The organism is Mesorhizobium sp. B3-1-8, from assembly GCF_006439495.1.
Lineage (GTDB): Bacteria > Pseudomonadota > Alphaproteobacteria > Rhizobiales > Rhizobiaceae > Mesorhizobium.
This window is the reverse complement of record NZ_VFTK01000015.1, coordinates 55,397-75,544: the sequence shown is the minus strand read 5'-3', so window position 1 is coordinate 75,544 and position 20,148 is coordinate 55,397. Positions and strand designations below refer to the sequence as shown.

The 20,148-nt window shown below is 64.2% G+C and carries 19 protein-coding genes; 10 read left to right on the top strand and 9 right to left on the bottom strand.

Annotated elements, in window-relative coordinates; translation table 11 throughout:
* The first annotated feature begins 143 nt into the window (after nt 1-143).
* Entirely contained in the window at nt 144-1,349 is a 1,206-nt protein-coding gene (gene carA, locus FJ424_RS15775; RefSeq protein ID WP_140653774.1) for a glutamine-hydrolyzing carbamoyl-phosphate synthase small subunit, read from the top strand.
* On the opposite strand, the gene FJ424_RS15770 is transcribed toward carA, so the two are convergent.
* The 4 genes from FJ424_RS15770 to mntR all read right to left on the bottom strand — a co-directional run bounded on the left by FJ424_RS15770 (nt 1,346) and on the right by mntR (nt 4,634).
* Nucleotides 1,346-2,623, bottom strand: a complete 1,278-nt coding sequence (locus FJ424_RS15770) for a TCR/Tet family MFS transporter (RefSeq protein ID WP_140653771.1) — start codon at nt 2,621-2,623, stop codon at nt 1,346-1,348. The genes carA and FJ424_RS15770 overlap by 4 nt on opposite strands.
* 165 nt (nt 2,624-2,788) lie before the next feature.
* On the bottom strand, nt 2,789-3,715 hold the full coding sequence (locus tag FJ424_RS15765) for a neutral zinc metallopeptidase (RefSeq protein ID WP_140653769.1): 927 nt from the start codon (nt 3,713-3,715) through the stop codon (nt 2,789-2,791).
* A gap of 176 nt (nt 3,716-3,891) precedes the next feature.
* Entirely contained in the window at nt 3,892-4,080 is a 189-nt protein-coding gene (locus FJ424_RS15760) for a hypothetical protein (RefSeq protein ID WP_140640705.1), read from the bottom strand.
* Between the two features lie 95 nt (nt 4,081-4,175).
* Complete coding sequence (gene mntR, locus FJ424_RS15755) at nt 4,176-4,634, bottom strand: manganese-binding transcriptional regulator MntR (RefSeq protein WP_140640707.1); 459 nt, start codon at nt 4,632-4,634, stop codon at nt 4,176-4,178.
* Nucleotides 4,635-4,855: 221 nt separating this feature from the next.
* Between mntR and FJ424_RS15750 the strand changes: the two genes are divergently transcribed.
* The 4 genes from FJ424_RS15750 (at nt 4,856) to FJ424_RS15735 (ending at nt 8,639) form a co-directional block, all read left to right on the top strand.
* The gene (locus tag FJ424_RS15750; RefSeq protein ID WP_140653767.1) at nt 4,856-6,214 is read left to right on the top strand and encodes an Nramp family divalent metal transporter; all 1,359 of its coding nucleotides are present in this window, start codon (nt 4,856-4,858) and stop codon (nt 6,212-6,214) included.
* 36 nt (nt 6,215-6,250) lie between these two features.
* Nucleotides 6,251-7,093: a methyltransferase domain-containing protein gene (locus FJ424_RS15745; protein WP_140653765.1), complete on the top strand. Its 843-nt coding sequence runs from the start codon at nt 6,251-6,253 to the stop codon at nt 7,091-7,093.
* Nucleotides 7,094-7,247: 154 nt separating this feature from the next.
* On the top strand, nt 7,248-7,898 hold the full coding sequence (locus FJ424_RS15740) for a dihydrofolate reductase family protein (RefSeq protein ID WP_140653763.1): 651 nt from the start codon (nt 7,248-7,250) through the stop codon (nt 7,896-7,898).
* Between the two features lie 90 nt (nt 7,899-7,988).
* Nucleotides 7,989-8,639 (top strand): glutathione S-transferase family protein, encoded by a 651-nt coding sequence (locus FJ424_RS15735; protein ID WP_140653761.1) that lies wholly within the window; start codon nt 7,989-7,991, stop codon nt 8,637-8,639.
* A gap of 19 nt (nt 8,640-8,658) precedes the next feature.
* Here the strand turns inward: FJ424_RS15735 and FJ424_RS15730 are convergent, their stop codons facing one another.
* A complete protein-coding gene (locus FJ424_RS15730) occupies nt 8,659-9,525 on the bottom strand; it encodes a LysR substrate-binding domain-containing protein (protein WP_140653907.1) in 867 nt (288 codons plus the stop codon).
* A 100-nt stretch (nt 9,526-9,625) separates the two neighbouring features.
* On the opposite strand from FJ424_RS15730, the gene FJ424_RS15725 reads away from it, so the two are divergent.
* Nucleotides 9,626-10,225 carry a LysE family translocator gene (locus FJ424_RS15725; RefSeq protein WP_140653759.1) on the top strand — a complete coding sequence of 200 codons (600 nt, stop codon included), beginning with the start codon at nt 9,626-9,628 and terminating at the stop codon, nt 10,223-10,225.
* A 172-nt stretch (nt 10,226-10,397) separates the two neighbouring features.
* Here FJ424_RS15725 and FJ424_RS15720 read toward each other — a convergent pair whose 3' ends face one another.
* Nucleotides 10,398-11,192, bottom strand: coding sequence for an SDR family oxidoreductase (locus tag FJ424_RS15720; RefSeq protein ID WP_140653757.1), 795 nt, complete (start codon nt 11,190-11,192; stop codon nt 10,398-10,400).
* A 187-nt stretch (nt 11,193-11,379) separates the two neighbouring features.
* Here FJ424_RS15720 and FJ424_RS15715 point away from each other — a divergent pair, with 187 nt between their 5' ends.
* Nucleotides 11,380-11,844: a MarR family winged helix-turn-helix transcriptional regulator gene (locus tag FJ424_RS15715; protein WP_140653755.1), complete on the top strand. Its 465-nt coding sequence runs from the start codon at nt 11,380-11,382 to the stop codon at nt 11,842-11,844.
* 83 nt (nt 11,845-11,927) lie between these two features.
* Here FJ424_RS15715 and FJ424_RS15710 read toward each other — a convergent pair whose 3' ends face one another.
* Nucleotides 11,928-13,106: an MFS transporter gene (locus FJ424_RS15710; RefSeq protein WP_140653753.1), complete on the bottom strand. Its 1,179-nt coding sequence runs from the start codon at nt 13,104-13,106 to the stop codon at nt 11,928-11,930.
* 194 nt (nt 13,107-13,300) lie between these two features.
* Here FJ424_RS15710 and FJ424_RS15705 point away from each other — a divergent pair, with 194 nt between their 5' ends.
* The 3 genes from FJ424_RS15705 to carB all read left to right on the top strand — a co-directional run bounded on the left by FJ424_RS15705 (nt 13,301) and on the right by carB (nt 18,268).
* On the top strand, nt 13,301-13,657 hold the full coding sequence (locus tag FJ424_RS15705) for a helix-turn-helix transcriptional regulator (RefSeq protein ID WP_140640725.1): 357 nt from the start codon (nt 13,301-13,303) through the stop codon (nt 13,655-13,657).
* Between the two features lie 110 nt (nt 13,658-13,767).
* Complete coding sequence (locus FJ424_RS15700; RefSeq protein WP_140653751.1) at nt 13,768-14,556, top strand: SH3 domain-containing protein; 789 nt, start codon at nt 13,768-13,770, stop codon at nt 14,554-14,556.
* Between the two features lie 208 nt (nt 14,557-14,764).
* Nucleotides 14,765-18,268 carry a carbamoyl-phosphate synthase large subunit gene (carB, locus tag FJ424_RS15695; RefSeq protein ID WP_140653749.1) on the top strand — a complete coding sequence of 1,168 codons (3,504 nt, stop codon included), beginning with the start codon at nt 14,765-14,767 and terminating at the stop codon, nt 18,266-18,268.
* A gap of 41 nt (nt 18,269-18,309) precedes the next feature.
* On the opposite strand, the gene FJ424_RS15690 is transcribed toward carB, so the two are convergent.
* Nucleotides 18,310-19,098: a type I restriction enzyme HsdR N-terminal domain-containing protein gene (locus tag FJ424_RS15690; protein WP_140653747.1), complete on the bottom strand. Its 789-nt coding sequence runs from the start codon at nt 19,096-19,098 to the stop codon at nt 18,310-18,312.
* A gap of 457 nt (nt 19,099-19,555) precedes the next feature.
* Entirely contained in the window at nt 19,556-20,110 is a 555-nt protein-coding gene (locus FJ424_RS15685) for a DUF4142 domain-containing protein (RefSeq protein WP_140653745.1), read from the bottom strand.
* Nucleotides 20,111-20,148 lie beyond the last annotated feature (38 nt).

Here is a 20,148-nt window from a genome sequence, read left to right as displayed (position 1 = left end):
TTGACCGCTCCGGCCCGTTCGCCTATGTACTCGGTCCTGCATGAGACAATGAGTTGACGCGTGGGAGCCGGGAAATCCAGCTTCGCGCCTTGCCGCGCAAATGGTCCTGCCGACCGATTGCCGCGCCTGACAGGAGTGCCGCAATGGCCACCACCACCGCCCCCTGGGCAACTGAAAAGCCGACCGCCCTTCTGGTCCTCGCCGACGGCACGGTGATCGAAGGCCGCGGCCTTGGCGCCACGGGATCGGCCGTTGCGGAAGTGTGCTTCAACACCGCGCTGACCGGCTACGAGGAAATCCTCACCGATCCGTCTTACGCCGGCCAGATCGTCACCTTCACCTTCCCGCATATCGGCAATGTCGGCACCAATGACGAGGACATCGAGGATTTGCATCCAGCCGCCCGCGCGGGCGCTGTCGGCGCGATCTTCAAGGCCAACGTCACCGACCCGTCCAACTATCGCGCCGCCGGCCATCTCGACAAGTGGCTGAAGCGGCGCGGCATCGTCGCGCTGTCCGGCATCGACACCCGCGCGCTGACCGTGCTGATCCGCGAGAAAGGCATGCCCAATGCCGTCATCGCGCATGCGCCCGATGGCGTCTTCGACATCGAGGACCTGAAGCGGCAGGCCGCGGCCTGGTCGGGCCTGATCGGCCTCGATCTCGCCAAGGTGGTCACGTCGGGCCAGTCTTCGGTCTGGCGCGAGACGCCCTGGGTCTGGAATGAAGGCTACGGCGAGCGGGGCGAGCCTTCCATGCACGTCGTGGCCGTCGACTATGGCGTCAAGCGCAACATCCTGCGCCTGCTTGCAGGTCTCGGCGCCAAGGTCACCGTCGTCCCGGCCAAGACCGGCGCCGAGGAGATCCTGGCCATGCGGCCTGACGGCATCTTCCTGTCGAACGGCCCCGGCGACCCGGAGGCGACCGGCGAATATGCCGTGCCGGTGATCCAGGACCTCTTGAAGACCGACATCCCGGTGTTCGGCATCTGCCTCGGCCATCAGATGCTGGCGCTGGCGCTCGGCGGCAGGACCGAGAAGATGCACCAGGGCCACCACGGCGCCAACCATCCGGTCAAGGACCACACCACCGGCAAGGTCGAGATCGTCTCGATGAACCACGGTTTCGCCGTCGACGCGGACTCGCTGCCCGAAGGCGTCGAGGAAACCCATGTCTCGCTCTTCGACGGCTCCAACTGCGGCATCGCGCTGACCGGCCGTCCAGTGTTCTCGGTCCAGCACCATCCCGAGGCCTCGCCTGGCCCGCAGGATTCGCATTACCTCTTCCGCCGCTTCGTCAACCTCATCCGCGAGCGGCGCGGCGAGGAAGCGCTGGCCGAACGCGCCTAGATCAAACCGCCGTCCGTCACCGCCGCTTCCTGCGTGTGCATGCGCTCGACTTCCTTCGGCGTCGGCTTGGCCACTTTCGTCACGAAGACGATGACCGCCAGCGTCAGGAAGATCGCGCCCAGCACATAGGGCGCGCCGCCGAACACGACCGGCGCTGTCGGGCTCGTGAACCAGGAAAAGATCGCCGTGTAGAGCAGCGGCGTGATGATCGAGGTGATCGAGAAGATCGAGGTCATCGCGCCCTGCAATTCGCCCTGCGCCGAGGGCGGCACCTTGGCGGCGGCGAGGCTTCTGAGCGGCGGATCGGCCAGCGCCTCCAGGCAGCCGGCCACGATCACCGCATAGATCATCCAGCCTTGCGTCGAAAATGCATAGCCGAAGGCGCTGAGCGCAGTGAAGGTCAGCCCGATAGCCGCCGTCCTCCATTCGCCGAGCTTGGGAATGATCCGCGGCAGCACCGTCGCCATGATGATTGCGCCGCACAGGCCGAAGGCGCCGAGCGAAAAGCCGATCTGCTGCTGGCTCCAGCCATAGCGATAAGTGGAGACGAACGACCAGACCGCCGGATACATCATGTGGCCGAGCGTCATCAGGAAGAACACCAGCCCGATCCAGCCGATGCCTGGATAATTGCGCATCTGCATGAGCGTGCCGACCGGATTGGCACGCTTCCACTCGAAACGGCGACGATGCTTTTCATCCAGCGTCTCCGGCAGCAGGAACATCGCGATCAGGAAATTCACGAAGGCGAGTGCTGCGGCGAAATAGAACGGCACGCGCGGCCCGAACGTGCCGAGCAGCCCGCCCAGCACCGGGCCGATGACGAAGCCGACGCCGAAGGCGATGCCGAGCAGGCCGAAATTCTTCGCCCGGTTCTCGTCGTTCGAGATGTCGGCGATGAAGGCCGATGTCGTCGAATAGCTGGCGCCGGAAATGCCCGCGAGCACGCGGCCGATGAACAGCATCGGATAGGACCAGGCGATGGCGCAGATCAGGTTGTCGATGGAAAAGGTCAGCACCGAGGCAAGCAGGATCGGCCGTCGTCCGAAGCGGTCGCTCAAGCCGCCGATGATCGGCGCGAAGACGAACTGCATCGCCGCATAGACGAAGAACAGCCAGCCGCCCTCGATCGCGGCCTCACTCACGCTGACGCCGCTCAGTTCCTCCAGATAGGCCGGCAGCACCGGCATGATGATGCCGAAGCCGATGATGTCGAGCAGCAGCGTCGTGAAAACGAGCGCAAGGCCCCGCCTGGCGGTCTTCGGGTCGATCATGGTGACAAGCTCCTCAACCGCCTTGCGGCACAGGCGGGAGGGACCTTATAGGCGAGGTTAGCGGCGGGAACAATCCGCGAACGAAGGCAAACGTCTTATGCTGACATCCCTTGCCAGCCGCCTTCGATCGTTGGTCGTCACCCGAAAGAAGCGGCAAGCGCCGCCTCAGATCGGACCGCTCATCGTGTTGCAGTCGGACAGCTTGCCGCTCTTGTAGCCGCGCGCCAGCCATGTCTGCCGCTGCTGGGAGGTGCCATGGTTGAAGCTTTCCGGCACGACATAGCCCTGTATCTTCTTCTGCAGCGTGTCGTCGCCGATCTGCTTGGCGGCATTCAGCGCGCTTTCGATGTCACCCTGCTCCAATATACCTTTTTGCGCGGTGTAATGGGCCCATACGCCGGCGAAGCAGTCGGCCTGAAGCTCGATGCGCACCGAGAGCTGGTTGGCGTCGGCCTCGCTCATGCCTTGGCGCATCTGGTTGAACTTGCTCATGATGCCGGTGAGGTTCTGCACATGGTGACCAACCTCATGGGCCACCACATAGGCACGGGCGAACTCGCCGGAAGCGCCGAACTGCTGGTCGAGCTGCTGGAAGAAGGTCATGTCGAGATAAACCTTGCGATCGCCCGGGCAGTAGAACGGCCCGGCCGCCGCCGCGGCGAAACCGCAGGCTGAACGGACCTGGCCGCTGAACAGCACCAGCTTGGGATCCTCATAGGTCAGGCCCTGGGCCTTGAAAATGCCGGTCCAGGTGTCTTCGGTTTCCGCCAGCACCGTCGCGACGAACTGCTTCATCTCGTCATTGGCGGGCGCGCCGCCATTGTCCTGCGAGCCGCTGTTGTCGGTGATCTGGCCGCCGCCCGGGAGCAATCCGCCGTCGCCGCCACCCAGGATCTGCGATGGATCAAAACCGAAATACCATCCCGCGAGCACGACCAGGATGACCAGGAGAATGCTGCCGCCGCCACCAGTACGGCCGCCGATGGGAAGTCGGAACTGACCGCCGCCGCCCATTCCACCGCCAAGTCCGCCGCCGCTGTCGCTACGGTCATCCTCGATGTTGTCGCTCTGACGACGGCCTCTCCAAAGCATGGCAACTCCTCGCAACGCGAATGTCCTGGAGGGACTGGCCCACGACCACCCCCTGCAGACAATTATCGCAACGGCTGGCCTAAGTCACAGAATTTTTCGCTCCCGCCAAATGTCGGACGCGCCGGAAACCTCAATCGGACAAGCAAAGCCCACCCACCATAAACCGGCTAAAAGCCTTAGCTTTTCTGCTTGGCGCCGGCGCTCTTGCCGTCCGAACTTTTCGAACGTTCCTCGAAACGCGCCGCGCCCTTCTTCAGCGGATGGCCGGTCTCGGCCTCGGTCTTGCGCTCGTCCTTGGCGGCCGCCTGCCGCAATCCCCTGGCTGCCTGCTTTCCCTTCGCGGTTGGTGCCTGTTCGACGCCCATTGCTTCCTCCTTGAGCGCGACAATCGCGCGATGTGGGAAGTAATGCGGCGGAGATGCGTCGGTTCCGCTTCAATACGCTCGGACGGACCGCAGACCTAGTCCTGGCGGTTCGTCATCGCCCGGCGGAAAGCTTCCAGCGTTTCGGCGCTGACATGGTGCTCGATGCCCTCGGCGTCGATGCGCGCCGTCTCGGCGCTGACGCCGAGAGAGCGCAGGAAGGCCTCCACCGTCTGGTGGCGGATACGGCTTTCCTCGGCGACCTTGCGGCCGGCTTCGGTCAGGAACACGCCGCGATAGGGCTTCCGCGAAACCAGCCCATCGGCGCACAGCCGGGTCAGCATCTTTGCCACCGTCGGCTGCGCGACGCCGAGCCTTGCCGCGATATCCACCTGCCGCGCTTCGTTGCCGTCCTCGATTAGGTCGGCGATCAGTTCGACATAGTCCTCGACCAGCGCGCCGCGGCGCGCTTCGCGCGTCTGCCGGAAACCCTCCGAATGGATTTCGGCATCGGGAAGCGGCTCCTCGCGTCGAACTGGTTTGTTCCTAAGCGCCAATACGCGCTCCTCCTTGAATCGGGGTCGTATCCATAACACGAACCCCTGATGGTCCGGCCGTTTATTTGCATTCCCGCGCGGGCGCAACCAGCGTTTGCGGTCGCCCGCGTCCTGCTCTGGCGCATCACGAAAGCATGATCAATGAAATATAGCCTATTGCATAATGTTGAGCCATGGCGTAGATAAAAGGTACCTTCGATACATTCCAGCGGAAATCCCCCATGTCCGACGCCGATGCAGCAACCGTAGCCCGACCCACATGGCGATTCGATAAGCCCGACGACGAGCAGCCAAGCCTGCGCGAGGTGAACGCCTCGATCGCGGTGCCACAGACTGGAGTCTGGTTCCGCCGCCTGTTCGCGTTCATGGGACCGGGCTACATGGTCTCCGTCGGCTATATGGATCCGGGCAACTGGGCGACCGACCTCGCCGGCGGCGCCCAGTTCGGCTACACGCTGCTCTTCATCATCATGCTGTCGAACCTGATGGCGATCCTGTTGCAGGCGCTCGCCGCGCGCCTCGGCATCGCCACCGGGCGCGACCTCGCGCAGGCCTGCCGCGCCTACTATCCGCGCCCGGTCAATCTGGTGCTCTGGATCGCCTGCGAGCTGGCCATCATCGCCTGCGACCTCGCCGAGGTGATCGGCACGGCGATCGCGCTGCAGCTTCTGTTCGGCATCCCGCTGATCGGCGGCGCCATCCTCACCGCGCTCGACGCTTTCCTTGTGCTGCTGCTGATGAACAAGGGCTTCCGCTATCTCGAGGCCTTCGTCGTCGCGCTGCTGATCATCATCTTCGGCTGCTTTGCCATCCAGATCTTTGTCGCCGCGCCGCCGGCCGGCACCATCCTGCATTCGATGTTCGTGCCGTCGCCGGAGATCGTCACCAATCCGGCGATGCTCTACATCGCCATCGGCATCATCGGCGCGACGGTCATGCCGCATAATCTCTATCTGCATTCCTCGATCGTGCAGACCCGCGCCTATGAGCGCACCGATGCCGGCAAGCGCGACGCCATCAAATGGGCGACGACGGATTCGACCATCGCGCTGGTCCTGGCGCTGTTCGTCAATGCGTCGATCCTGATCGTCGCGGCGGTCGCCTTCCACGATACCGGCCATCACCACGTTGCCGAGATCGGCCAGGCCTTCGAGCTGCTCTCGCCGCTGCTCGGCCTGGGCATCGCCTCGATCCTGTTCGCCGTCGCGCTGCTTGCCTCCGGCCTCAACTCGACTGTCACCGCAACGCTCGCGGGCCAGATCGTGATGGAGGGCTTCCTGCGCCTGCGCATCCCGCAATGGGCCCGTCGCCTGGTGACGCGCGGCATTGCCATCGTCCCCGTGGTGATCGTCACAGCACTTTATGGCGAGAAGGGAACCGGCCAGCTGCTCGTCTTCAGCCAGGTGATCCTGTCGATGCAGCTGCCCTTCGCGGTGGTGCCGCTGGTGCAGTTCGTGTCGGACAAGAAGAAGATGGGCAATTTCGCCATACCGCGCGGCGTAGCGGCGCTGGCCTGGGTGGTGGCCGCCGTCATCCTCGTTCTCAACTTCAAGCTGCTCTACGACACCTTCGCCGGCTGACCGCGACATTCGCGCCGGCCGCGCTATCTTCGCGCCATGGCCAAACCGGACGAAGCCCGCAGATTCTACGCCAGGCTGATGGCTGCGCAGGCCCGGTCGGCCGATCCGCGCATCGAGGAGGTGTTCGCCGCGGTGCCGCGCGAGGCCTTCCTGGGTCCGGGGCCATGGACTGTTTTTGCCGGCGAAGGCCGCTTCGAGACGCCGAGCGCCGATCCAAGCTACATCTACCAGAATGTCCTCGTCGTGCTCGATGCCGACAAAGGCATCAACAATGGCGAGCCGCTTCTGCATGCCATGTGGCTCGGCAAGGTCGAGCCGAAGCCAGGCGAGCACGTCACCCATATCGGCGCCGGCACCGGCTATTACACGGCACTGCTGGCGAGGCTGGTCGAGCCGGGCGGCGGCGTCACCGCCTTCGAGCTGGAGGCTGGTCTCGCCGCGCGCGCCAAAGCGAACGTTGCGGCTTACGGCAACGTCGAAATTGTCCAGGCCGATGCTGTCGCCAATCCATTGCCGCCGTCCGACGTCATCTACGTCAATGCCGGCGTCGTCGCTCCGCCCGCCGCGTGGCTGAAAGCGTTGACGCCCGGCGGCCGCATGGTCTTTCCGTGGCGCCCGTCCGAAACCGTCGGCCTCGCGGTCCTCATAACACGCCTGGAAAACGGCTTTGCTTGCCGACCGTTCATGGGCTCCTGGTTCATCCCTTGCGTCGGCGCCTCCATTGCCGAGCCGGCAGCGAAAATACCGACCCGCGAGCGCGCCGCGCGCACCCGGTCGATCTGGCTGAGGGAGGACAAGGCGCCGGACCGGACGGCAACCGCCGTGTTCGGCGACATCTGGTTCTCATCTCGCACGGTCCGCGCCGAGAGCACGCGATAGAAATTTTAAAACCCTTGTCGAAAACGCGCCTTGCCGTTCGTCCTAGGAGCAATTCCAGGAAAAGTGCGAACCAGTTTTCCGTCAGGAATTGCGTCAAACCGCTCTAGGCAGAAATCCGGCCCTGACGGCGCGGGTCGTGAAACGGAGAAGACAGATGCGCAAGATCATCGCCGCCACATTCGTAAGCCTCGACGGCGTCATGCAGGCGCCGGGCGGACCGGAAGAGGATCCGGTCGGCGGTTTCAAGTTCGGCGGCTGGACCTTCCATTACTTCGACGAAGTGGGGGGCGCGGCAATGGAGGAACTGTTCTCCAAACCCTTCGCCTTGCTGCTCGGCCGCAGAACCTATGACATCTTCGCCGCGCACTGGCCGTATCAGAACGATCCGATCGCGGATGTCTTCAACCCCGCGGTCAAATATGTGGCCACGCACCGGCCGGATTCGCTGACCTGGCAGAACACCCAGTCGCTCGGGCCCGATATCGTTGCCAGGCTTAAGGAACTCAAGCAGGAAGACGGACCGGATCTGCTCATCCAGGGATCGGGCAATCTGATCCAGACCTTGCTCGCCAACGGGCTGATCGACGAGATTCGGCTGATGACCTTCCCGCTGGTCGTGGGCAAGGGCAAGCGGCTGTTCGGCGACAGCGCGATGCCGGCGGCGTTCAAGCTCGTCAAATCGCAAGCTTCCGCCACCGGCGTCATCATAGCGATCTATGAGCGCGCGGGCGAAATCCGCACGGGCTCGTTTGCTCAGCAGGACCCTTCCAAAGCCGAACTCGAACGGCGCAGGAATTGGAAGTAGCACAAGGCTGTCGCACGGCGGCGGGGCCGCCGCGTATTCGCTTTATGAAGCCTCTCTTGGCAACGACGACTGAACGGTCAGGAGCCGCCGATGATCCCCACCATTACCGCCTTTGAACGCTCGCCCGATGGCGGCAGGGGGCTGGCGCGCGACATGCACGTGCGCTGGGCGCTCGAGGAAGTCGGCCAGCCTTATGACGTTCGCCTTGTTTCGTTCAATGCGATGAAGCGACCCGCGCATATTGCACTCAACCCCTTCGGCAGCATCCCGACCTATGAAGAAGGCGATCTCGCTCTGTTCGAGTCAGGCGCGATCGTCCTTCACATCGCCGTTCGTCACCCCGGCCTGATGCCCGAGGATGCGAACGCACGGGCGCGCGCGATCGCCTGGATGTTCGCAGCCTTCAGCACCGTGGAGCAACCGATCCTCGATCGCACGACAGCCGTGATCCTGGAGCGCGACGCGGCGTGGCACGACCAGCGCCTGCCTTTGGTCGATGACCGGATCCGCAAGCGGCTGGCCGAGCTCTCCCGCCATCTCGGCGATAGCGACTGGCTCGACGGCGCGTTCAGCGCCGGCGACCTCGTCATGGTGGGCGTGCTGCGCCGGCTGCAGAGATCGGGTTTGCTGAACGAATTCCCGAACGTTGCCGCCTATGTCGCCCGCGGCGAGGCGCGGCCGGCCTTCAAGCGTGCATTCGACGCGCAGTTGGCGGTCGCCATGGCCGCGTCGAAGGGGTGACCGAGGTCCGGCCGGCCGTTTACGCCGCTTGGCGATAGCGTGAAAGGCCCTCGCGGATATGGCTGGCAAAAGCCTGCGCGGCCGGTTGGATGGCATGTTTGGGCATATGCAGGTTGACGGAGAAATTCGGCAGCGCCGGAAGCCCGGCATCGGACAGGATGTCGAGATCGGGCGGAACCGTCGAGGCAAGCCATGTGGTCACAGCGAGGTCCGACCGCACCGTCGCGGTCGTTGCGTCGATGTTGCCGTTCTCGAACACGGTGCGCCAGTCGAGCCCGTGCTCGCCAAGCGCTGCCAGCACCGCCGGCCGGAAGGCGCAGGTGTCGGCGACAATGGAAACCGGCAGCGGCCGCTTCAGGCGTGCCGCCCCGCCTCTGGCGCCGACCCATACCAGCCGGTCGACGAGCAGGCATTCGCCGGCGGTGGGACCGACGCGCTCCTCGATGACGGCAAGGTCGATCGTGCCCGCCGCCAGGGCCGCCGCGAGTTCCGGCGAGGACGCGCAGACCAGCGAAATCTCCACCTGCGGATAGGCTTCGGCATAGGCCTTCAGCGCGGGCGCGAGCAGCGTGCCGACGAGATCGTAAGGCACGCCGATCCGCACCTGCCCGGCAAGCGCCCTGCCCCTGATTTCGGCAAGGATCTCGTCGTTGAGCTGGAGCAGGCGCCTGGCCTTGTCGAGCAGCCGCTCGCCAGATCGCGTCAGCTTCAGGCCGTGGCGGTCGCGCTCGAACAGGCTCTGAGCGAGCACCTCTTCCAGCCGCTTGACCTGCTGGCTGACGGCGCCTTGCGTCAGGTGAAGCGCGTTGGCCGCCGCCGTCATGCTGGCCTTGTCGGCCGTCGTGACGAAGGTGCGGATGAGAGTCGTGTCGAGATCGCGGATCATGGCTGGCATTATAATCCCTAATGCAAACCATATCAAACATTGCATTTACTGATGCGACGAAGCGTCTAAGCATGCCGGCTTCCTCGACTGGGAAGCCCGCATGTCCGACACCATCATCCCGCTGGTCCTGTTCGCGCTGATCTCGACCTCGACGCCAGGCATCGCCACGACATTGTCGACGGCGTCCGGCGCGCAATTCGGCTTCCGCCGTTCCGTGCCTTTGATGGCCGGCAGCGCCGCCGGTTTGGCTACCGTGGCGGCTGCGGGCGCGGCCGGGCTGGCCGGTCTGCTCGCCGCGGTGCCGTCCTTGCAGCTTGCCATGAAGATCGCCGGCTCACTCTATCTGATCTGGCTGGCCATCAAGATCGGCCGCAGCGGTCCCCCCAACCTCGACATCAGCATGGCAAAGCCAAACAGCTTCTTCGGTGGCGCCGGCATCCAGTGGATGAACCCGAAGGGTTGGGCGATGGGACTGGGCGCGGCCGCATCCTTCGCGGCGCTGGCCGATGGCCCCTTGCAACTGGCGCTTCTGCTCGGCGCCGTGTTCGGCTTGGCAGCGGCCTTTTCGCTGTCGCTGTGGTGCGTGGCGGGAACCCTGCTTGCCCGCCTGCTCAAGACCGAGCGCCAGTGGCGTATGCTCAACCTCGTGCTGGGCCTGCTGCTGGCCGCCTCGATCCTGCAGATGTGGCGGCCGGTATGAACGCTCATTCCTCGCCCCCACCAAAGTGGGGGAGAGGTGGCTCGGCGAAGCCGGGACGGAGAGGGGGACTGGCGCCCAAGGTTGCCAATTATCCGGTGACGGGATCGCCCTGCGAAAGCCCCTCTCCGGCCGCTCCGCGGCCACCTCTCCCCACTTCGTGGGGCGAGGAACTTCAGACGGCGTAGCGCGCCGCCGGCTTGCCTGAGAACAGGCTGCCGAAGAACTGGTCCCGGGCACCGAGATAGGTGGCCAGCCCGGCCGCATCGGCAAGGCCGGGCGCGGTGACGGTCTCGCCCTGGGCGAACCCGGCAAGTGCCGCATCGACCAGATCTTCGGCACTCATGATCCAGTCCGGATTGATCCCGTCGAGGCTGATGCCGGAGACGTCCCACAACTCGGTGCGGATCGGTCCGGGCACGACGGACTGCACCTTCACATTGGTGCCGGCGACTTCCTTCTGCAGCGCTTCGGTGAAGTTGGCGACATAGGCCTTGGTGCCGCTGTAGATGCCGCCGACGGCAATGCCATAGGCGACGACCGAGGCGATGTTGATGATGGCACCGCGGTTGCGCGCAAGCAGGCCCGGCAAGACCGCCCTGGTCAGCCTGGTCAGCGCCACGACATTGACCTTGATCATGCGCTCAGCCGTGTCGGCGTCGGCGTCGGCAATCGTCTCCAGGCCGGCCACGCCGGCATTGTTGATCAGCAGCGTCACGCTATCGTCCGTCGCGACCGTCTGTTCGACGCGGCGCAGATCGGCATCGACGGAGAGATCGGCGACGATCGTCTTGACCTTGCGGCCATAGGCATAGGCCAGCTTGTCCGCCACTTCCTGCAGCCGGTCGGCGCGCCGCGCCACCAGCACCAGGTCGTAGCCCTGCCCCGCCAGCCGGTCGGCATAGACCGCGCCGATGCCCGACGATCCGCCGGTGATGACCGCCGTGCCCTTGTTGTCCTTCATGCTCATAGTCCTGTTCCTTTGTTCGCTTCGCTTGGTCGGCGTCGATGATCACATCATCCGCTGAACCTCTGATTTCAATTAGTGGCATATGCCACTTTCGCCGAAGTAGGTATATGCCACTATCTTGTCAACGGCGGCCGCGAAAACTATTTCTGCGGCAGGCCGGCGCGTCGCCTCGCCGGCAGGAGTGAACATGACCGACGCTCAACAACCCGGATTCAGCCGCTGCAACAACGCCACGCTGCGCCGCGCCGCGCGCAGCCTGGGCCGCTTCTACGACGACGCGCTGGCGCCTTCGGGCCTGAAGGGCACGCAGTTCGGACTGCTCTTTCAGATCCATGTCAGCAGCGAGCCGGCGATGAGCACCGTGGCCGACGCCCTGATCATGGACCTGTCGGCGCTCGGCCACACGCTGAAGCCGCTGATCCGCGACGGCTATGTCGAGACTTTTGCCGACACGAACGACCGCCGCGTCAAGCGTTTGCGGCTGACGCCGCAAGGCCAGGCCAAGCTCGACGAGGCGCTCAAGCTCTGGAGCGTCGCGCAGCGGCAATTCGAGGACAAGGTCGGAGCGGAGCGGGCGACGAAGCTGCGCGCGGCGCTGGACGCGGTGGCCGATCTCGATCTTCAAATGCCGGCGGCCGCTCCTTCGCCCTGAAGAAGCGGCCGTCGGTCAATTCTTTAGCTGTGAAGACGTGCCGATATCCAGGTCGGGCCGGGCTCACCTGAATATCGGCACTCTTATTCGGCCGGCATCGCCACCGGCCGGGCCAACATCCGGCCGGCGAGCACGATGCCCAGGCCAATAATCGGGAACACCGCCGCGATCAGGCCGAGGTCGGCCGGGACGCCGAAGCGCAGCACGGCGGCGCCGACCACCGCGCCCAGCGCGACGCCGAAGTAGAGCGCCGAGGCGTTGAGTGACAAAACAATGGGCGCGGCGTCAGGAGCGAGCTTGATGATGCGGCTCGCCTGCGCCGGCGGAAAAGCCCAGCCGACGATGCCCCACGGCACCATCATGGCCATCAGCGCCGGTCCGGCGAGATGATGCGGCAGGAAGGTCGGGATCAGCGAGAAGGTGGCGAGCATCGCGGCGGAGAGCGCCAGCGACCAGGCGACGGTGCGGGTGGCGCCGAAGCGGTCGGCCGCCTGCCCGCCGGCGATGTTGCCGATGACGGCGCCGACGCCGAAGGCGAGCAGCATGCCCGGCAGCGCGATCGGCGAGAGCCCGCCGCCTTGGATCGCCAAGGGCGCGATGAAGCTGAAGACGGTAAAGGCGCCGACCAGCGCAAGCGCCGTCGTCAGAAGGATCGGCATCACGCCGGGGCGCACAGCCGCCGCCAGCCTGCGCTTCAGCGGCAGCCTGGTGCCGACAATGCCGCGCGGCAGCCGCCACCACAGGATCGCGCCGGACAGCGCGCCGAGCCCGGCAATGGCGAAGAAGGTGCCGCGCCAGCCGGCGATCGCCGCGACCAGCGCGCCGAGCGGCGCGCCGACCGCCACGGCCACCGTGGTGCCGCCGACGACGACGGCGATGGCGCGCGCCCGGTGATGGTCGTCGACCAGCGCCACGGCGGTCCCTTGCGCGGTCGCCGCGAACAGGCCGGACGACAGCGCCATGACGATGCGCGCGATCAAAAGCAGCTCGAAGGACGAACTGAGCGCGGCAACGATGTTGCCGATGACGAAGAACACCAGCGTCCACAGGATGACGCGGCGCCGGTCCCATTCGCCGGTCAGCGTCGCCAGCACCGGCGCGCCGATCGCATAGGCGAGCGCGAAGGCGGTGATCAGCGAGCCGGCGAGCGGCACGGATATGCCGGCGTCAGTGGCGATATCGGGAAGAAGGCTCGAGATGACGAAGCCTTCGGTCGAGATCGCAAACGATCCGAGCGCAAGCCAGAAGATCCGCTTGTCCATGGGGAGTTGTCCATAGTTCAAAAGTTATTGAACAATTGGACATAACAGGGCATGATGTCAACCGAGCCGGGACAAAATAGCTGAACCCTGCTGACAGCCCTGTGTCAGGACCGGGGCCAAAATGGAGAGGCTAGGTCCATCGGCAGAAAGGAAGCCGCGTTGAAGTTCGTGCCGTTTATGCTTAATTCTGAGCCATGACCCTGCCCCATCCAACCGCCGATCAGATCAGCCTGCCGATCGTACTTGCCGTGCTCGGCGACCCGACCCGGCTTGCCATCGTGCGCTATCTGGCGAGCAAGGAAGGCGTGCCGCTGAACTGCAGCAAGTTCCTCGACCTCGCCTCCAAGACCAATCTCAGCTACCACCTCGCCAAGCTGCGCGAGGCGGGCGTCACCCGCAGCGAAGCGGTCGGCACCAGCCGGCTGATCACATTGCGCCGTGACGATCTCGACAGGCGTTTCCCCGGCCTGCTCGACAGCGTGATTGCCGCGGCTGAGGGCGATCCTGCTTTGCCGGCAGTCGGCACCGCTGAAGTCGAGGTTTCGGCCTGAGCGACACATTTGCGCGTGGCCCGGGCCTCACAATCGCCGCTAAATTCAGGATGACATTCGGCAGCCTCGCCGCCTATATCTGGTCGCGCCTTGGAACTTGCAGTTAAAAGATGAAGCGCAAAGTCACGCTCCGATCGACACTGCTGATCGCCGCTCCTTTGCTGCTGGCCGCGTTGCCGGCCATGGCTCAGGATCCGCCGGGACCGATCATTTCGATTATCGGCGGCCTCGCACCGGACGATCTCCTCAATATCCGTGCCACCGCCTCGCCGAGTGGAAAGGTGGCCGCGCGGCTGCCCAACGGCACGGCCGTCAAGAATTTCGGCTGCAACGTCATCAACGGCTATCCCTGGTGCAAGGTTGAGGATACGCAGGATGCGCATATCGTCGGATGGGCGCCCGCCCGCTATCTCAGCCCCAACAACCCGGCGCCGGTGCCTGAAGACGCCGCCGCGCCAGCAGTCGCGGCCGTTGCGTCTCAACCTTCCGGGGAGCAGCAGCCTGATATAGCGGCGCGCCTGGGTGGCGGGGAGCCGGCCGAGCCGCCGACTGCAGCCGAGATCGGCAGGACCGCCATGCAGGACGCGTATGGTCTCGCCTTCGCAGCCTCGGCCAGCGCCGGGTCCGATGCCCCAGACACCGGCATCCCCTGCGCTCGCGATGTCGGCCAGCCAATGATCCGTTGCGAGACCAGCGTCGCGCACACAGGCGCCGACAGCACCGTGACGGTGACCTGGCCGGATGGCGGCAGCCGCGTCATCACCTTCCATGGCGGCAAGCCGAGCGGCTCGGACTCGCCGGACGAACTCCGTTTCACGCGCGAAGGCAGCCTCAACATGATCCGCATCGGCGTTTCCGAACGCTTCGAGATCACGGACCAGCTGGCGTTGGGGAATTAGGGGTTAGGCAGTAGGGAATAGGCAGTAGGGCAATCAAGAGCATCTGCCTACTGCCTACTGCCTGTTCCCTCATTTTCAGGGTTACATCCGCCAAAACTCTTCCCTATAAGGCCCTCCTAGCCTGATACCAGAATCGCAAGCACAACCGGCCGGGTCCTCCCCCGCCCGGTTTTTCGTGCAAGCCGCTCGCCGAACGGATTTTTCGAATATGCCAAGACGCACCGACATCAAGTCGATCCTGATCATCGGGGCCGGCCCCATCGTCATCGGCCAGGCCTGCGAATTCGACTATTCCGGCACCCAGGCCTGCAAGGCGCTGAAGGAAGAGGGTTTCCGCGTCATCTTGGTCAACTCCAATCCGGCCACCATCATGACCGATCCGGAGCTGGCCGACGCCACCTATATCGAGCCGATCACGCCCGAAGTGGTGGCCAAGATCATCGCCAAGGAGCGGCCCGACGCGCTGCTGCCGACCATGGGCGGCCAGACGGCGCTCAACACCGCGCTGTCGCTGCGCCGCATGGGCGTGCTCGAGCGCTATCAGGTAGAGATGATCGGCGCCGACGCGGCGGCAATCGACAAGGCCGAGGACCGCGCGCTGTTCCGTGAGGCGATGAGCAAGATCGGCCTCGAAACGCCGAAGTCGATGCTGGCCAACGCCACTGACGTCAAGAACGCCGACCGCAAGACGCATGAGGCCGAGCGTGCCGCGCTGAAGGCGGAGAACCCGGAAAACCTCGACGCCGCGCTCGATGCGCTGGAAACCCGCTGGAACCTCGGCGAAGGCGACCGCAAGCAGCGCTATATCAGCCACGGCATGGCGATCGCGGCACAGGCGCTCGACCATGTCGGCCTGCCGGCCATCATCCGCCCCTCCTTCACCATGGGCGGCACCGGCGGCGGCATCGCCTATAACCGCGCCGAATTCTACGACATCGTCCAGTCCGGCCTCGACGCCTCGCCGACCACCGAGGTGCTGATCGAGGAAAGCGTGCTCGGCTGGAAGGAGTATGAGATGGAGGTCGTCCGCGACAAGGCGGACAATTGCATCATCATCTGCTCGATCGAGAACCTGGATCCGATGGGCGTGCACACCGGCGATTCCATCACCGTCGCGCCGGCGCTGACGCTGACCGACAAGGAATACCAGATGATGCGCAACGCCTCGATCGCGGTGCTGCGCGAGATCGGCGTCGAGACTGGCGGCTCCAACGTGCAGTTCGCCGTCAACCCGGCCGATGGCCGGCTGGTCGTCATCGAGATGAACCCGCGCGTCTCGCGCTCATCGGCGCTTGCCTCCAAGGCCACCGGCTTCCCGATCGCCAAGGTCGCGGCCAAGCTTGCCGTCGGGTACACGCTGGACGAGCTGGAGAACGACATCACCGGCGGCGCGACGCCGGCCTCCTTCGAGCCGACCATCGATTACGTGGTGACGAAGATCCCGCGCTTCGCCTTCGAGAAATTCCCCGGCGCCGAGCCGGTGCTGACGACCGCCATGAAGTCGGTCGGCGAGGTGATGGCCATCGGCCGCACTTTTCAGGAATCGCTGCAGAAGGCTTTGCGTGGACTGGAAACCGGCCTGACCGGATTGGACGAGATCGAAATCCCCGGCCTCGGTCACGGCAGCGCGCCAGCCAGCCACGCCGACGACCGCAACGCGATCCGTGCGGCACTCGGCACGCCGACCCCGGACCGGCTGCGCATGGTGGCGCAGGCGATCCGCATGGGCACCTCGCTGGAAGACGTGCACGCCATGTGCAAGATCGACCCGTGGTTCCTCGAGCAGATCGCCGGCATCATCGCCATGGAGGAACGCATCCGCGAGCATGGCCTGCCGCAGGATGCCGTCAATCTGCGCATGCTGAAGGCGATGGGTTTTTCCGACGCCCGCCTCGCCTCGCTGACGAAGACAGACGCGGAAGTGATTCAGAAGGCTCGAGAAAAGCTCGACGTTCATCCGGTTTACAAGCGCATCGACACCTGCGCGGCCGAGTTCGCCTCGCCGACCGCCTATATGTATTCGACCTATGAAGTGCCCTTCGTCGGCGAGCCCGCCAACGAGGCGCGCGTGTCGTCGCGCAAGAAGGTCGTCATCCTCGGCGGCGGCCCGAACCGCATCGGCCAGGGCATCGAGTTCGACTATTGCTGCTGCCATGCCGCCTTCGCATTGCGCGACGCCGGCTATGAAGCGATCATGATCAACTGCAACCCGGAGACGGTCTCGACCGACTACGACACCTCCGACCGGCTCTATTTCGATCCGCTGACGGCGGAGGACGTGCTGGAGATCCTGCGCGCCGAGCAGGCGTCCGGCGAGCTCGTCGGCGTCATCGTCCAGTTCGGCGGCCAGACGCCGCTGAAGCTGGCCGACGCGCTGGAGAAGGCCGGCATCCCGATCCTCGGCACCTCGCCCGACATGATTGACCTGGCGGAGGACCGCGACCGCTTCCAGAAGCTCTTGCACAAGCTGAACCTCAGCCAGCCGAAGAACGGCATCGCCTACTCGGTCGAGCAGGCGCGCCTCGTCGCCGGCGAACTCGGCTTCCCGCTGGTGGTGCGCCCGTCCTATGTGCTCGGCGGCCGCGCCATGCAGATCATCCATGACGAGGGCATGCTGCAGACCTATCTGCTCGACACCGTGCCCGGCCTGGTGCCGGAGGACATCAAGCAGAAATACCCCAACGACAAGACCGGCCAGATCAACACGCTGCTGGGCAAGAACCCGCTGCTGTTCGACACCTATCTCTCCGGCGCCATCGAGGTCGACGTCGACTGCCTGTGCGACGGCAAGGCGACCTTCGTTTCCGGCATCCTGGAGCATATCGAGGAAGCCGGCATCCATTCGGGCGACTCGGCCTGCTCGCTCCCCGTTCACTCGCTGCCCTCCGACCTCGTCGATGAGTTGGAGCGGCAGACGGCCGCCTTGGCGCGCGCGCTGAACGTCGGCGGCCTGATGAATGTGCAATACGCCATCAAGGACGGCACGGTCTATGTGCTGGAGGTGAACCCCCGCGCCTCGCGCACCGTGCCCTTCGTCGCCAAGACCATCGGGCGTCCGATTGCAAAAATCGCGGCGCGCATCATGGCCGGCGAGACGCTGGAAAACGCCTTCGCGCACTATGGCGCGATGCCCGATCCGCGCAATCCCGGTCATATCGCGGTCAAGGAAGCCGTCTTCCCCTTCGCCCGCTTCCCCGGCGTCGACATCCTGCTCGGCCCGGAAATGCGCTCGACCGGCGAGGTCATGGGCCTCGACCGCGATTTCGCGCTCGCCTTCGCCAAGAGCCAGCTCGGCGCCGGCGTCGACCTGCCGCGCTCCGGCACGCTGTTCGTCTCGGTCCGCGACGAGGACAAGAAAGGCATATTGCCTGCGGTCAAGCGCTTGGCCGGCCAGGGCTTCAGGGTGATGGCCACCTCCGGCACCGCCCGCTTCCTCGCCGAAAACGGCGTGGTCGCCGAAAAGATCAACAAGGTGCTGGAAGGCCGCCCCCACATCGAAGACGCCATCCGCAACCGCCAGGTCCAGATCGTCTTCAACACCACCGACGGCCAGAAAGCGGTGTCGGACTCGAAGTCGCTGCGCCGCGCAACGCTGATGCAGAAGGTGCCGTATTACACGACGCTATCTGGGGCTGCGGCCGTGGCGGAGGCGATTGCGGCGCTGAGGGCGGGGAACCTCGAGGTGAGGCCGCTGCAGGAGTATTTTGCTTAGGGTTTTGCGAGATAATCTCGCTGAACCCTCACCTTTGCTTGTTAGCTCACAATCTCGGTCTCAATCGTCTTTTCAGCCTTATTCTTAGCCCGTTCCAACTTACCTGTGGCCTTCTTTATTCTAACAGCCGCTTCCTTTGCCTTGTCTCCCTCAATTGTATCCCGCTTAATCACCTCATTCTCGATAAGCTGTGAAAGGTTTTCGTTGCCGACCCTGATGTCGGGAAAGAGTCTCCGGATTTCTCGCCGCACAAGTGAGACGACCGGCTCGGACCGCATGATCGCGGAGACTGTGAACTTGTTGAAAAGCTGCGCCTGCTGATGAAAAGCGTCCATCGCGTCAATTGTCAGCCCTTCCTTTGCGAATAGGAAAAGGCACTGCAGATGATCTTCGTTCTTGGGATTCACGTCCGCCAAAACGATGCGGCAAACTTCTTCGTGGCTTATCTGGTTGGCGACGTAGATTCGGACCAGCCGCCATTCGACGGCATTCGTCAGAATTACCCAGTGGATGCCTTGATGAGCTCCATAGTCAATGACCTGGCGCAAATGATTATCAGCAAGTTCAGCACCCGCTGATTTCACCTCGACGAGCAATCGAAGCTTGCCACCTATTTTAATCGCAAGATCGACATAAGTGGCCTTAATCTGATGCTCGGAGGTTAGCTCCTCATATTTTTCATAACCAAACACCTCAGCGAGGATGTCCTTTACCAGCGTAACGGTGTCGGCCTCGGCCACGTCCGACTTTTGCTGCGTCAAGGCAATGCGCTGGTATTTCTTTATATTCGACGCAATACGGTCGACGAATTTCTTAGGTAGCTTATTCATGACTCGCCCTCCTATCCCCGGTGAGATTTGAAGGCGACTTTACTTTAAAGACAAGTGGAAATTACGCCGGCTTGAAAAATGTGCCTGCTCTCCCACAAGCTTCTCGCACCTCTTCATCAGCCGCCCTTGCGGACGGGGACGGCTGAGAGGTCGATCTTGGGCATGGCGGCCTCGCGGGTTGATGTGGTGAGTTTAATGCGCGGCGGCTGGAAGCGAAGAGCCAGGCGAGTGGAAAATGCGCGGCGTGGCGATCCTTCGCCCCCCTCTCTGTCCTGCCGGACATCTCCCCCTCAAGGGGGGAGATTGGCAGCTTCGACGCCCCGCCTTCCCTGCAACCTTGGAGATTGGCGAAAGCCGGCGTGACGGCTGATCTCCCCCCTTGAGGGGGAGATGTCCGGCAGGACAGAGAGGGGGGCCGTAGAGCGAATCGCCGGCCGAATGGCTCCGCCCAAGTCCCTCACTGATGCGCGACCGCCAGTTCCTTCGCGTGCTTCTCGTGCATCTTCAGCACCGGCAGCGTCTTCTTGGCGAATTCCTTCATCGCCGGGTCGTCGCCGGAATTGGCATAGGTGGAAAACAGCGCGACCGCGTCCTTATGCGCGTCGGTCTGCATCGTGATGTATTTGGTGTCGAAGTCCTTGCCGCTCGCAGCCTTCAATTCGTCAAGCATCTGCTGCTCCTTGGGCTGCAGTCCCGGCGCGGCAGGCTTGATCGAAGCCGTCGTCTGACCCTGGCTGAGTGCGGCTTTAAACTCCTCGCCGGCCTTGGTGTGGTCCTTGATCATCTGCGCGGCGAAAGCCTTGACGTCGGACGAGGCCGACTTTTCCTCGGCCAGCTTACTCGACTGGATCTCGAACGTGTTGGCATTCGGCACCGTCGTGACGAAGGTTTGTGTGTCGACCTTGTTCTCGGTCACCATCGGTCCCGCGGCGTCTGAATTGTCCGACTGGGCGAACGCGGCGGGCGCGCCGGCAAGAAGCGCGACGGCGACCAGGGGCAGCAGCGTTTTCATCTCAAATCTCCGATCCGAAACAGCCCCTCCGCCATCCC

What these genes read in the sequence shown, in the direction of transcription:
- carA (WP_140653774.1), top strand. Translation starts at nt 144, where the DNA reads ATGGCCACCACCACCGCCCCCTGGGCAACTGAAAAGCCGACCGCCCTT.
- FJ424_RS15770 (WP_140653771.1), bottom strand. Translation starts at nt 2,623, where the DNA reads ATGATCGACCCGAAGACCGCCAGGCGGGGCCTTGCGCTCGTTTTCACG.
- FJ424_RS15765 (WP_140653769.1), bottom strand. Translation starts at nt 3,715, where the DNA reads ATGCTTTGGAGAGGCCGTCGTCAGAGCGACAACATCGAGGATGACCGT.
- FJ424_RS15760 (WP_140640705.1), bottom strand. Translation starts at nt 4,080, where the DNA reads ATGGGCGTCGAACAGGCACCAACCGCGAAGGGAAAGCAGGCAGCCAGG.
- FJ424_RS15750 (WP_140653767.1), top strand. Translation starts at nt 4,856, where the DNA reads ATGTCCGACGCCGATGCAGCAACCGTAGCCCGACCCACATGGCGATTC.
- FJ424_RS15745 (WP_140653765.1), top strand. Translation starts at nt 6,251, where the DNA reads ATGGCCAAACCGGACGAAGCCCGCAGATTCTACGCCAGGCTGATGGCT.
- FJ424_RS15740 (WP_140653763.1), top strand. Translation starts at nt 7,248, where the DNA reads ATGCGCAAGATCATCGCCGCCACATTCGTAAGCCTCGACGGCGTCATG.
- FJ424_RS15735 (WP_140653761.1), top strand. Translation starts at nt 7,989, where the DNA reads ATGATCCCCACCATTACCGCCTTTGAACGCTCGCCCGATGGCGGCAGG.
- FJ424_RS15730 (WP_140653907.1), bottom strand. Translation starts at nt 9,525, where the DNA reads ATGATCCGCGATCTCGACACGACTCTCATCCGCACCTTCGTCACGACG.
- FJ424_RS15725 (WP_140653759.1), top strand. Translation starts at nt 9,626, where the DNA reads ATGTCCGACACCATCATCCCGCTGGTCCTGTTCGCGCTGATCTCGACC.
- FJ424_RS15720 (WP_140653757.1), bottom strand. Translation starts at nt 11,192, where the DNA reads ATGAGCATGAAGGACAACAAGGGCACGGCGGTCATCACCGGCGGATCG.
- FJ424_RS15715 (WP_140653755.1), top strand. Translation starts at nt 11,380, where the DNA reads ATGACCGACGCTCAACAACCCGGATTCAGCCGCTGCAACAACGCCACG.
- FJ424_RS15710 (WP_140653753.1), bottom strand. Translation starts at nt 13,106, where the DNA reads ATGGACAAGCGGATCTTCTGGCTTGCGCTCGGATCGTTTGCGATCTCG.
- FJ424_RS15705 (WP_140640725.1), top strand. Translation starts at nt 13,301, where the DNA reads ATGACCCTGCCCCATCCAACCGCCGATCAGATCAGCCTGCCGATCGTA.
- FJ424_RS15700 (WP_140653751.1), top strand. Translation starts at nt 13,768, where the DNA reads ATGAAGCGCAAAGTCACGCTCCGATCGACACTGCTGATCGCCGCTCCT.
- carB (WP_140653749.1), top strand. Translation starts at nt 14,765, where the DNA reads ATGCCAAGACGCACCGACATCAAGTCGATCCTGATCATCGGGGCCGGC.
- FJ424_RS15690 (WP_140653747.1), bottom strand. Translation starts at nt 19,098, where the DNA reads ATGAATAAGCTACCTAAGAAATTCGTCGACCGTATTGCGTCGAATATA.
- FJ424_RS15685 (WP_140653745.1), bottom strand. Translation starts at nt 20,110, where the DNA reads ATGAAAACGCTGCTGCCCCTGGTCGCCGTCGCGCTTCTTGCCGGCGCG.